The organism is Candidatus Amarolinea dominans (assembly GCA_016719785.1).
GTDB lineage: Bacteria > Chloroflexota > Anaerolineae > SSC4 > Amarolineaceae > Amarolinea > Amarolinea dominans.
Genome location: JADJYJ010000003.1, coordinates 203,109 through 215,402, shown reverse-complemented (window position 1 = coordinate 215,402; position 12,294 = coordinate 203,109). Strand labels below are relative to the sequence as shown.

General features: G+C 62.0%; 9 protein-coding genes. 4 read left to right on the top strand and 5 right to left on the bottom strand.

Annotation, left to right across the window (positions count from 1 at the left end; genetic code table 11):
- Positions 1-107: 107 nt before the first annotated feature.
- Together IPM84_04560 and IPM84_04555 are read right to left on the bottom strand one after the other, a co-directional pair.
- Positions 108-506, bottom strand: coding sequence for a response regulator transcription factor (locus IPM84_04560; protein MBK9092042.1), 399 nt, complete (start codon positions 504-506; stop codon positions 108-110).
- Positions 507-778: 272 nt separating this feature from the next.
- The gene (locus IPM84_04555) at positions 779-4,921 is read right to left on the bottom strand and encodes a DUF11 domain-containing protein (protein ID MBK9092041.1); all 4,143 of its coding nucleotides are present in this window, start codon (positions 4,919-4,921) and stop codon (positions 779-781) included.
- A 100-nt stretch (positions 4,922-5,021) separates the two neighbouring features.
- On the opposite strand from IPM84_04555, the gene IPM84_04550 reads away from it, so the two are divergent.
- Positions 5,022-5,177, top strand: a complete 156-nt coding sequence (locus IPM84_04550; GenBank protein ID MBK9092040.1) for a hypothetical protein — start codon at positions 5,022-5,024, stop codon at positions 5,175-5,177.
- A gap of 177 nt (positions 5,178-5,354) precedes the next feature.
- Positions 5,355-5,780 carry an FmdB family transcriptional regulator gene (locus IPM84_04545; GenBank protein MBK9092039.1) on the top strand — a complete coding sequence of 142 codons (426 nt, stop codon included), beginning with the start codon at positions 5,355-5,357 and terminating at the stop codon, positions 5,778-5,780.
- A 75-nt stretch (positions 5,781-5,855) separates the two neighbouring features.
- On the opposite strand, the gene IPM84_04540 is transcribed toward IPM84_04545, so the two are convergent.
- A complete protein-coding gene (locus IPM84_04540) occupies positions 5,856-6,155 on the bottom strand; it encodes a hypothetical protein (protein ID MBK9092038.1) in 300 nt (99 codons plus the stop codon).
- A 149-nt stretch (positions 6,156-6,304) separates the two neighbouring features.
- Between IPM84_04540 and IPM84_04535 the strand changes: the two genes are divergently transcribed.
- Both IPM84_04535 and IPM84_04530 read left to right on the top strand, forming a co-directional pair.
- Positions 6,305-8,287: a hypothetical protein gene (locus IPM84_04535; protein MBK9092037.1), complete on the top strand. Its 1,983-nt coding sequence runs from the start codon at positions 6,305-6,307 to the stop codon at positions 8,285-8,287.
- 225 nt (positions 8,288-8,512) lie between these two features.
- Positions 8,513-10,894 (top strand): transglutaminase domain-containing protein, encoded by a 2,382-nt coding sequence (locus IPM84_04530; protein ID MBK9092036.1) that lies wholly within the window; start codon positions 8,513-8,515, stop codon positions 10,892-10,894.
- Positions 10,895-10,902: 8 nt separating this feature from the next.
- On the opposite strand, the gene IPM84_04525 is transcribed toward IPM84_04530, so the two are convergent.
- Both IPM84_04525 and IPM84_04520 read right to left on the bottom strand, forming a co-directional pair.
- On the bottom strand, positions 10,903-11,562 hold the full coding sequence (locus IPM84_04525; GenBank protein MBK9092035.1) for an MBL fold metallo-hydrolase: 660 nt from the start codon (positions 11,560-11,562) through the stop codon (positions 10,903-10,905).
- Between the two features lie 233 nt (positions 11,563-11,795).
- Complete coding sequence (locus IPM84_04520; protein MBK9092034.1) at positions 11,796-12,176, bottom strand: hypothetical protein; 381 nt, start codon at positions 12,174-12,176, stop codon at positions 11,796-11,798.
- Between the last annotated feature and the right edge of the window lie 118 nt (positions 12,177-12,294).

Below are 12,294 nucleotides of genomic sequence, written 5' to 3'. Positions count from 1 at the left end.
TGGGTGATGCAACAGGAGTTGGTACGCGGATTCACAAGGGTGGACACGGATACACGGATAATGGAGTTCGGTCAGCGGAGCTGATATCTGGGGATGAAAGCCAACTACTAGTGGCGCGCTTCGACGCGGAGTTTTCCCTGTGAACGGCGCAGAAGCGCCTCGGTGCGCGCCATGACCACACGCATGTTGCATGGGTAAGGATAATGTCCGTCAGCGCCCATCTGGTAGACGCGCACGACATCCGCGTTGGCGAAGGCTGAGGTGAGAATGAGCAAAGGCCCTGTCCAATGGGCACGCAGATATTCGCACAGCTCGAACATAGGCGAATCATCGCTGCGCAGTTCAACGACCGCAATTTGACTATCCCCGGCGGCGCGCAAAATATCTTCACGGGGCAAGCTCGCTGTGACAGCTTCCACCAAATATCCCCGGTCGCGATAGGTCTGGATGAGTAATTCCGAAGTCAACGCTGGTTCGGAGCGGATGATGAGAACACGGTTATGCACTGGATGACGCCCTTCCCAATGACCATATGACAGAATATCGGTTGAGGTACGGATTGGCATGAGTGTGGAGGGAATCTGCCTGGTAGCGAGCGAAAGATGTCGTGACATGACCAACCTACACGAATATACGATTCTTGCATGCGCGATTCCGAACGAGCCGTCCAGATCGTATCATGCATGGCTGCAATGCTTGTCGGGTGTACTGAAAATTCTAAATGATCAGTACACCCGACAGTATAGCTTCACGACAGGCAGGGTCAAGTAAGACGACCTTACGGTTGGCTTACAAGTCTCGTTGCGGGCGCCAGCTTGCCTATGGTTGGCAGAAAGGTGACGAGCGAGGTGGTGATACGCACATCGTAGCGGAAGCCGCACCACGGTTCTCCACTGCCAATGATGCGCATGAAGTATTTACCGGTTATCGCGGCCGTCCAATCAATCCCTGACCACCGGCTTCCCGGCAGATAGTCGTCATTCTTGGCTAACTCGTTACCCAAGCTGTCATGCAGGGAGATGACAGTGTCGCCGCTCCCGGTCAGGTTGAATGTCCGCAGGTAATAGGCGACGCCCGACCTGGCGTCGAAACGAATCCAGTCCACATCACCGGCGCGGTGACAGGTGTGATTCATCTGTACGCCAGGCGCCAGCAGGTAACTGGCCTGCAGCAGGCCGTCGTCCGGCTCGTAGGCGTCAACCACATTGACCAACAGCGAGGCGCTGGCCTGGTTGTTGGCCGTGTTGCTATCAAGCCAGGCGGTACTCAGGTGTACGACGCCCGCGATGACGCTCTGACCCGGCGCCAGATTTGGATCTACCGTGACCGCGACAATGACCTGGCCTCCGGCGCCCAGCGGCAGATCGGGCAGACGCCAGGCGAACGCTGAGCCAGGCACGGCGGTCAACGCAGGGCCGCTGAAGGTGATCACCGGCGCCAGCACGCCGGCGGGCAGCGGAAAGGTCAACAGGCCCTGCGTCGCAATGCCCGCGCCCTGGTTGACATAGCCAATGGTGAAGGTGACCCGATCGCCGGGTTGAATCACACTGGCCGGCGCCGTCAGCAGGCTGACGGCCGGATCGGCCGGCGCCATCTGCAGCGTGTAGGACTGGCCGTTATTGGCCTGGGTGCGCTCGCGCCACGTGGTCCGCAAATGGCCGCCGATGATCAGCGGCAGGTCGGCCGGGGTGATGTCTGGGGCGATCTGCGCGGTGACTGTAACGACGCCGGTGGCGCCGGCCGCCAGGGCGCCCAGGGACCAAACATGAGGCGTGATGGGGTCGGCCATGATTGGCGCCGACGATTCAATCGAAACAGCGAGCAGCGACTCCGGCAGTTCCAGGGTCAACTGCGTGTTGGCAGCGGCGGCCGGCCCCGCATTGGTGTAGTGCATGGTGTAGGTCACTCGCTCGCCCTGCGTCAACGGGCCGGCAGGCGCCACCTGATCGCTAACCTGCAGGTCGGTGTCAATCAGCGCGACGTTCATGGCCGGGTCGCCAAAGAGGAGATAGGTGTCAACCAGGTCAAGGAAACGGGGGTCACTGGTGTAGAGGTTCACCTTGCCGACCGTGGTGGCATCGCCCAGGCTGGGGTTACCGTTGATGAAGACCGATGTGTAGAAGCCCCGCTCCAGGTAGTCATGACCGTGAGCCACGCCCAGCCCGGTGGCGGACCAACTGGCAACTGCGCCCCGTCCACTGACACGCACCACGGTCTCCCCCAGCGACGGGAAACGCGGATCGTGGAAATAGCCATCGTAACAGGTCATCGGCAGCATGATCGGGGTTCGCTCCTCGTTGTTCAACAGAGGCACCTGGGTGGTGCTGAACAGGATTTCGGCTGCCCACCAGGGGATAGACGAATGACCCACGTAGCTGACGATGAGCGCGCCCTGGTTGTAAGCATTCAAGATGGCCTGACGAGTCGCCAGCGGCGAAGTGAAAGGCGGCTGCCCGAAATAGATTTTGTTGGCCACATACGGCGCATGCACCAGCACATCGGCCACGGCGTTAGAAAGATTCCAGAAATTACCGGCGCCGTCCGGATTATCGGTGATGAACAGATGCCGCAAATACCAGTCGCCACTCAGAGGCACTGTCTCGTAGTTGACGATCTTGCTCACCAGGGCGTTGATTTCGTCGTAGGTGTTTACCGGCAGGCGCCCGATGGCCATGTCTGCCAGCACGTCACTGCCGGCAACCGTGACCAGGCGATTGTCCGAGGAGGTTTCGCCCAGGTAGGGATCAACCATTTTCAGGTAGGGCGGCATCGGGTTGGGCGCGTTCGTTCCCAGGAAATTCTTGAAATCGTAGTGCCCGTCGCCAACGAGGAGGACGAAGCGCGGCGGCGGCGATTGCCAATTGTAGTAGGCATAGGCAAGAAAGCTGTGCAGCGCCTCCGCGTCGAAGACGCCGCCGCTGAATTCATCGTATACATCCTGGACGTTGATGACCGACACCCGCAGGCCCTGGCTCTGGCGCAGGCTGACCAGGGGCGCCAGTGAATCCAGGAAGGTCTCAGGGCTGATGATGATCATGTCGGCCTGGTTGCTCGTGGCGCCGAGGCTGGAAGGCGTATCCGCGCTCACCGCCCGCGGCGCGGACGCCAGGGCGCTGTTCTGCGCCACATAGCGCGCGGCGCGGCCGCCATCGCTGAAGCGCACGCTGACCAGGCTGTCAGCCGGCTCCAGTGTGTAATCGGTCAAACGCACAGGCGCCAGCGGGTTGCTGATGTCGAGCAGCAGCAGGTTGTTGCCGCTGAAGTCTGCCAGTTGATACACAGGAGAAACGCCGGCGAATTCGATGTGGTCATCCAAAGCTCGCGCCGCCTGCCAGTAGCCCACCTCATACCACTGCACGTGACCGGACTCTTGCTCCATGCCGATGTCGGACACGGCGTTGAGCTGAAAGACGTTGTCGCCGGTCTGCAGCAGACTCTGATTATAGATGTAGGTTTGTTGAAACGGGCTGAGGCCATCGAAATAGGCATTGCCGACAAAGATGCCATTGACCAGAAAGCGCAGATGATGGTCGGGATTGATGAAGTAATCGCTGCTTTGACCGTAAACGTTCGGGCGCAGGGTGGCCGTCAGCGTTCCGCCCGCATCAGGCAGCAGACCAGGCAGCGTGACGGTGATCGTGTGGGTGGGTGCGGCCCCGCGGCGTCCTGTTGACCAACTTGCCCAGTACCAGTGATCGGCGCCTTCCTCGCGTGGGAGGTCACTGAGATAAAAGTGGCTCTCTTGAAAGTGAATCGAGCGCCAGAAACCGGCGGGCGGCGTGCCCACCTGTGGCGGCGCGCTGCGTGTGGTCATGCGCAGGCCGTTCGCGCTGGCTTGCGTCAGCCAGTAGACGTTGATCGTGGTGTAACGCGATTGCGTCTGCTGGCCATAGAAGATGATCCGATCGCTTGCATCGAACCGGCCGTCACTCTCTCCTTCAACCAGGAGTGCCACCTCCTGTTGATCGCGCCACAGGCGGAAATGGCGCGGGTCAAGGCTGTCAACCGGCACGCCGGCGTCACGCAGGGTGGCATAGTCGAGCGCCACCAGGCCATCATGATCTACCTCCACGCGCCAGCGTTCGCCCGTGTCCTGTGGACGGCGAATCTGTGCGGCGGCCGGCCGGGCGGCCAGTGGAACCTGGGCAGGCGTCACGCGCCAGGCCTTACCCTGCTCATAGTTCAACAGTTGGCTGCGCAGAATAGGCTCGTACGGGGAGACTGCCGAGGCGTCTGCCGCCAGGACCGGTTGGCCGACGAAGTCAATCCTGACGCGCAAATGATGTACGATGCGCAGGCTCTGCTGCCCTGGGTTGACCTGGAATGGGCGCAGAGAGAGGCGCACGACGCGCTGCTCACGCAGGTAGCTGTCGCCGTCCACGCTGGCCAGGACAGCGGGCAGCCAGGCATCTTGTTGGGAAAGGTCCGGGTCCTGCAAATAAACATAATCCAGGCCGTCCGGGCGGGCATCGAAGGTGTCATTCGCCGCGGTCGGGCGCGGTGAGGCCGATGGCGCCGGCGCCAGGGCGCCAGTCAGCGGTATCGTCTCGCTCTCCGCCGCCAAGACCGTCAATTTGACGGTGGCGCCAACGGGCACGGCCAACAGGACGTTGCGCACGGGAATCTCAGGAGTGCCGGGGTCCCCCATGGGCGTGGTATCGGGCGCGGACAGGCGCACAAAGGGGGCGCCATCCAGCGTTACCGATTCCAATTCGTAGGCGTTCGTGCGGAGATCAACCGTCAGCCCGCGGCCATCGGTGGTCAACGTCAGGGAATTGTCGCCCAGGGCGGCTGGCGGTTGAGGCGCCGCGACAGGGCCAGGCGGTGGAGCGGCCGCCGTGGCGCCCGCGAGTAGCACGAACAGGAGGCTGGCGGCCAACACGACGGCCACACTCAGCCCAGGGGCGAGTCGTGTCAACATGCCTCCGATTAACCGGCTAGTCGCAACCGATGAACGCGTGCCGGGCGGGCCAGATTGTATAGTCATGATCGAACCTTTCTTTCTGGGAGCCATATACAGAGTGTCAAGCAATCACACCACCCCGAACGGTAAGACGAATACCCATGTCGAAGGAAACGCCGTTCGCTTGTCTGCCATCACCGTCGTGACGAAGACCGATTTTGTAGGGGCATTTGTCAAAGGGTTGCGCTTCGTGTATAATGACGCCCGTTTGTGACCCATAAGACGCTGATGCCAGTCTATTTGGGCCTACGTGAGCCACAGATTTTTTGCGCCACCAGGCATTGGAAATTACCCACAAGACCATTGGTAGATTCAGGCTTAATTGTACCAGCCAGACATGAATATCGGAATAACATCGGAATAACATTGAAATCAAGCCGCGGAGTAGTTTATGCCACTGTATGAGTATGAATGTCGCAACTGCAAAATTCGCTTTGAGCGCGTACAGCGTATGGTGGATGCTTCGCTAACGCTGTGCCCGGAATGTGGCGAAAACGCGCTGGCGCGCGTCATTCAGCCGGTTGGTGTCATTTTCAAAGGCTCAGGCTTTTACGTAACCGATAATCGCAGCAGGAGCAGTACCGGCCCGTCCGCTGCAAAGGCCGAGAGCGGCAAAGATGCGGGCAAAGAAAGCGGCAAAGAAAGCGGCAAAGAGAGCGGCAAAGAGAGCGGCAAAGAGACCGGTAAAGAAAGCGGCAAAGAAAGCGGCAAAGAGACAGGCAAAGAAAGCGGCAAAGAAAGCGGCAAAGAGACGACCGGCAGCGCCGCGGCGCATGAAAAAGCAGAGCGCAGCTCGACCCAGCCTGCCTCCGGCTGAGTCATCGTGCAAAAAAGAGCCTCATGGCAGGCGCCACAAGGCTTGTGTGTGCGACGAAGCTATGGCAATTTCAACCTACAGTTGAAAACGCCCGCTGGCCTCTACCACCTTTTGCTGATAATTAGTGACATACGTAGTCAAACGGCTGTGCAGACGTTGCCAATCGTGACCATTCAGAATATGCTGCATCGTTTCCATATCCTCGGTGACGCCGCCGGTCAGGATTTGGGGGCCATTACCATAGATGGTATACCAGGCCTCCGTCGGTTGGATGCCGAGGCGCATGAGACCGGGGGCAAATTCCCGCACGATGAACTCGAAGTACGGCTGCTCGCGCCCCATCTTGATATCCCAACTCATTAGTAGCTTGATCATGGTGTTCACCTATCTCCTGAGGTGGCATTAGGCAGGTCATGGTAAATCATAGCATACCAGATTCCAGGGCTTTAGGCAAGTTCCCTTTTTGGCGCCGGTTTTCCGCGGCGCCAACAGCCAGACAAACTGCGCCCGTCCATGCCGGCCTGTTGAGCATTTTGCTGCTTGCCCTGCTGCTCTGGCCCCAGACGGGCGCAGCCGCGCGTCTGCCCCAAGCCGCGGCGCCGGCTGACACGCTGAGCGCCAACGCGACCATCACGCTGGGGCCGCGCACATCCACGCGCATCCGCCTGGATGCCATGCGCGTGGATGTGGTCATCCACAGCGACCAGGATAGCACCTGGGCCGACATCACCACCTGGCTGCGCTTTCAGAACCCGCTGACCCGCACGCTGACCCTGGACGCCCTGGTGCAGCCCGCCGACAACACGCCGCCGGCTGAGAGCCTGCAACTGAGCGTGGCCGGCGTCCCGCAGGCGCTGGCCGCGGAGGATGACCGGCGCTGGCGCTGGACGGCGCCGCTGGACGGTCAGACGCGGCTGGAGGCCACCCTGACCTACCGCGTGGCCCTGGGTCGCGGCGCGGCTGCACGGCTGCGCTACGAGCCGGTGCGGGCCTGGGGCGGGATCGGCAGCGTGCGCCTGACCGTTCGTTTCCCGGAACAGCCGGCTGCAGACCAGTTGCTTGACGTGCGCCCGAGCGGTTATCGCCAAGATGGCGCCCTCTTGACGTGGAGCTATGACAACGCCCCGGAAATCGCCCCGCTTGACCTGATCTTCGTAACCACACCCGCCTGGCGCCAACTGCAAGCCGCGCGTCAGGGCGCTCAGGCTGAAACGCTGGCACTCGCGCGCTGGTACGACCGCCTGGCTCACATCGAAGCGCCACAACAGGCGTTCTTTGCGCGCTTCTACCCGCAGGCTGTGGCCGTGCTCGATACCGCCTGGCGGGAGGCTCCCGCGCAGCCTGAAAGCGCGCTTTTGCTGGCCGACCTGTACCAGCGCCAGGCTGAGCAGGCGACGGAGCCTGCGACCCAGGCTGCCTATCGCACCCTGGCGGCCGAACTGTTGGCCGCGGTTCGCGCCGGCGGCGGCGATACCGAGCTTGACCGCGCCCTGGCCGCGCTCTATTTCGAGTTGGCCCAACAGGCGCAGCACAGCGGCGCGTGGCCGGCGTCCGCCCAGTTTCTCAGCGCGCTGGCGCAACTGCCGGCGGCCGCGCAAGCTGCACTGCCCGCCGGCCCGGTGCTTGCCCTGCGTCAGGAAGTGGCCCTGGCGCTGGCCGCGCAACAACTCAGCGACGGCGACCTGGCCGCGGCGCGGCTGACTATCGAACAGGTCTGGGGGCCGACGGCGCTGACAGCGCCGGACGCTGCACGCGCCGCGTTCGATGTCCAGGTTGCCGACGTGAGCATGGCAAGCCAGCGCCAGCTCATCACCATGACCCTGCCGCTGCGCCAGGAGCAGGCGCCGGGAGCGGTTGACGCGCTGCAATCCGCCCTGAGCGGATTGGGCGAGGAAGCGGGCGTGCGCGTACACGTCACCGCGACCGGCTCTGCGCTGATTTTGCAGATGCAGTTGGTCTTCAGCCGGCTTGACGAGCTGCCGGCCCTGCGCGCACGCCTGGCCGCGCGCGTGGCCACTATGCCGGATCTGGCCCTGCTGCACGCCCTGCTCCTGCCATCCGGCGTAACCCTGCAAGAAACGGAGTCCCTTTTCTGGCGCACGCGCCAGATCAGCGAGACCCTGGACCTGCCGCAGGCGCAGCGCATCTGGCAGGCGCAGGCGCAGCGCTATCGCCAGGCCAGCAGCACGTTGGCTCCGTCTCCGCAGCCGGCCGCTACCGCTACCCTGACCACCACCATCTCCCTGGCCCTGATCCAGCGTAGACTGTGGCAGGAGGAGGCAACGGCCTGGGAAGCTCTGGCCCAAGCCAGCGAAGTGCGCTATCGGCTGACGCTGGACAGCGATCTCAGCGGCGCCATTACCCAGACGACGCTTGGGCGCCCAGAGCAGCCGCTGCGCGTCAACCTGGCCGTGCGCGATTATCGCCTGGAAACCATGGCCGCGGCCGGCGGCGCGTTACTGCTCCTGGCCCTGCTCACCGCGTGGCTGTGGTGGCGCGCCGGTTAGCCGACCGGCAGATTAAAAATTCATGAAGAAACGGTCTGATTTTCCGGGCCACAGCCTGAACCGTAGGAGATCGTACTTACGGCCGTGCGCGCTCGCGGTAGACTGCAACGAGAATCGTGAGCATGCTCGGTCATACCCGCGCCACAAGCCGCGACATCAGGCAGTTCAACAATTCTCACTCCCATCATCACGTCTGCATGAGCAGCGAAAAGCGAGAGCACCGCAATGCAAGCACCAGCGAGTTTGACCCTGCGCCCAGCCGCAAATACCACCGCCTTGGACGAGAACCAACGGCTGGCGATTTATGCCAGCGGCGGATGGGTGGCCTTTGTGCTTCTGTCGGTCATGGTTCTCAACCTGGCGTGGTCGGTCAACGCGGCCGGGTGGGCGGCCGGGCTTTCGATCGTGAAATGGGCCGCGCTGGGCGGCATCCTGGCCGGCACCGGGCTGGCGCTGACACGCTGGCCGGGCGCGTTCAGCCGGCTCTATGCGCTGATTGTGGGCGCGGCCTGGATCCTGTTTGTGACGTCTACGCTGGCCCCTGCAGAGCTGACCCTGTTCCAGAAGGTGCAGGTGATCTGGGAACAACTCCTATCCTGGACGACTGGCGCCCTGAGCGGCAATCCGGTTGCCAACAACATGGTGTTTGTGCTGCAAGTGGCGCTGCTCAGTTGGTGGCTTGGCTACCTGGCAGCCTGGGCCATCTTTCGACAGGGGCGCGTTTGGCGTGCGGTCATTCCGGTGGGTCTGGCCATGCTGGTCAACGGCTACTACGGCCCCAGCCACCTGCGTACCTACATGCTCATCTTCCTGATCAGCGCCTTCCTGCTGATCGTGCGCGCCAACCTGACGCGGCAGGAAGAGGCCTGGCAGGAGAACGGGATTCGCTACGCCCGCGACATCGGGTTTGATTTCCTGCGTGACGGCGCCATTTTCACAGTTCTGGTCATTCTGTTGGCGTGGGTTACGCCGACTGCCGCGGCCGGTGGACAGCTCAGTTCGCTATTCGAGCCACTGGAACGACCATGGGAAACGGTGCGCCAGGAGTGGGGACGCCTGTTCAGTTCATTGAACTACCAGCCCAGCTCATTGGCGAGCGCGTTTGGCCGCAGCATGACGCTGTCTGGCCCGCGCACGCTGGGCAACGGCGTGGTGATGGACATCAAGGCGCCCAACGGTAACTACTGGCGCGGCGTCACCTTCGACACCTACAACGGCCGCCAATGGATCAACAACGACCAGAGTACAACCACGATCGGCATGGATATACCGCTCAATGCGCCGGCCTACAGCGCCAGACGCGTCATCACGCAGACGGTGACAACCTATCTGCGTGGCGAGTCGGTGCTTTTTGCGGCGCCGCAGCCGATCGGCGCATTGGTGGCCGGCCGGGCGGATGTGACCGTTCTCCCGCGCGCACCGGGCGCGGGACCGCTGCCTGAGGCTGGGGCGCAGCCGGTGGACATCTCGCGCATGCGCAGCCGCCAGCAGTTCAAAGAGGGCGATTCCTACCAGGTGGTGTCGTCCATCAGCACCGCCGATGAAACATCGCTGCGACAGGCCGGCGCCGCCTATCCGGTCACGATTCAGCAGCGTTATGTGCAACTGCCGGAGAATGTGCCCCCACGCATCAAGGCGCTGGCGATGCAGGTCACCGCCAACGCGGCCAATCCATATGACAAGGCCGTGGCGCTGGAGCAGTATTTGCGTACGACTATCCAGTATAATGAAAAGATCGCCGCACCGCCCGCAGGCGTGGATCCGATTGACTATGTGCTGTTCGAGACCCGCGAAGGCTATTGCGACTATTATGCGTCAGCCATGACCGTGATGGCGCGCAGCCTCAACATCCCGGCCCGCTTTGTGGCCGGCTACTCGCAGGGCGATTATGATGCGGAGGCGGGTGTGTACCGGGTACGTGAAGCCAACGCCCATTCCTGGGTTGAGGTCTATTTTCCCAACTACGGTTGGGTCGAGTTCGAGCCGACGTCCGCGCAGCCCACCGTCGTGCGCCCGGCGCAGCAGACCGCTCCGCAGGACAAGCAGGATACAGCAGATGATGAGGCGCTGAAGGAAAAGCGCGACCTGCGCGCAGAAGAAGACAAATATGGTGAGGGTCAGGATGTGGCTGGTGGCGACTTGCCCGCCGGACAGGACTTTGTCAGTCTCCCGTTTGCCGGCCAGGTTGGCGTGGGGATTGTCCTGCTGGCGGCGATGGGTGCGGCCGTGGGCCTGCTGTCGCGCCGTTCGCGCCGCCAGCAGCCGGCCGTTCTGGCGCCCGACATCACCCTGCGCATTTACGAGCGCCTGGAACGCTGGGCCACGCGTGCCGGCCTGGGGCGACGCGCGTCGCAGACGCCGTATGAGCATGCCGGCGTGCTGATCAACGCCCTGCCTGAAGGGGAAACACCGATTCGGCGCATCACCGACCTGTATGTGCAGGAATGCTTCAGCCCGGTGGCCGTGACCTCGCGCGATCTGCAGACACTCTTCGTGGATTGGCAGTCCTTACAGCCGGTGCTGCGCCGCTACTGGAGCACCTATCAGCGCACGCTGCCGCTGCAGAAACGCTTCGACGGTCTGCGGCGCCGCGGCCAGCCGCGCTGAACGGCGGATCAGGTCTGTTTACATTCCAGCAGGATGACCTGGGTTTCCTCCGGCAGATCGGCCGCGGTGATTTTGAGCATCTCCTGCGCAGGTGGTTCGGGCAGCCCCATGGCCTTCAGGAATTTTTCCACCGGATCGAGTTTGCCGTTGTAGAACGGGGTCTGATAATGCATCGGGATGACGATGCTCGGCTCTAACAGGCTGATCACCTCAGCGGCGCGCGCGGCATCAAGCGTGGCGCCGCCGCCCACAGGCACCAGTAGCACATCCACCTTGGGCATCGCTTCCACTTGCCCCTGAGTGGGCACCTGCCCCAGGTCTCCCAGGTGGCAAACCGTCAGCTTGTCGAATTCAAAGACGAAGATCGTATTCTGTTCCGGCAGCGCAGGGCGGTCACCCTTGTCTGATTTGGCGGCCGCGTGCAGGGTGGAGATGCCGGTGATGAAAATGCCGCTGATCTCGTACTCGCCTGGCCCCACAAGCTCTTTCGGCTCCCCTTTGACGGCCTCGATGGCGTTATGTCCCGGGGAATCGTGACTGACCGTCACCACGTCGGCGCGCAGTCGTGGCAGGGTGTAGCCGATTGATTTCTCATAAGGGTCGGTCATGATGGTGACCTGGCGTTCGCGCAGGCGAAAACATGAGTGACCGTACCAGGTGATTTCCATGTGCTTGAGTTCTCCTCATTCTCATCATTCTCATCATTCTCATCATTCTCATTCTCATCGTCTTCATCATTTTCATTATCAACGATCAGAGGCCGCATTATACTCGAAGATGAGCGAAAAGAAAAGACGTTCTAGCGGAGTTCGCGGCGCTTGTGGTCGCGACGAGGCGCCGGCAGATTGACTGCTGGCGCCTCGTTGTTGCGTTGGCCGGGGATGCAGGCATGGGCACGGCCCTAACGCCGGCTGAAACGCCGGACTGTGGCTTGCATCTGCGGATCTGGGCGGAGTTGATAGACCAACTCGCCATGCACGCGGCTGGTGATGAGCAGCCCATTGAGCACAAGATCACCCAGGACCGGACGCACCGTCTCGATGGGGCGGCGCACGGCTGGCGCCAGCAGGGCCAGGCTGATGACCTGATCGGGATGCTGCCCAAACCAGTCTACCAGTTGAAAATGAAGCAGATCGGAGGCAAAACGATGAATGAACACCAGTAGTTCGAGGTCAACGCAGGTGCGTGTCTCAGGTTCTGGCGCATGAATGAGAAACGGCCCCACGGGTGACCCATCGCCTGGTTGGTAGGGCGTTACAGGCTGCGGCACTTGAGCTTTCATGATACTCCTTGATACTCCTTTGGCATCAGCGACCAGCCTCTCTGCACGTCCGGTTTTGGGTCGCTGCCCCTGCAAGCAATGTGCTGGAAGGGTAGCAAAACTGACAGCCCAAAACAAT

Coding starts and splice junctions, on each gene's coding strand:
- IPM84_04555 (MBK9092041.1), bottom strand. CDS start 4,921: ATGTTGACACGACTCGCCCCTGGGCTGAGTGTGGCCGTCGTGTTGGCC.
- IPM84_04545 (MBK9092039.1), top strand. CDS start 5,355: ATGCCACTGTATGAGTATGAATGTCGCAACTGCAAAATTCGCTTTGAG.
- IPM84_04540 (MBK9092038.1), bottom strand. CDS start 6,155: ATGATCAAGCTACTAATGAGTTGGGATATCAAGATGGGGCGCGAGCAG.
- IPM84_04530 (MBK9092036.1), top strand. CDS start 8,513: ATGCAAGCACCAGCGAGTTTGACCCTGCGCCCAGCCGCAAATACCACC.
- IPM84_04525 (MBK9092035.1), bottom strand. CDS start 11,562: ATGGAAATCACCTGGTACGGTCACTCATGTTTTCGCCTGCGCGAACGC.
- IPM84_04520 (MBK9092034.1), bottom strand. CDS start 12,176: ATGAAAGCTCAAGTGCCGCAGCCTGTAACGCCCTACCAACCAGGCGAT.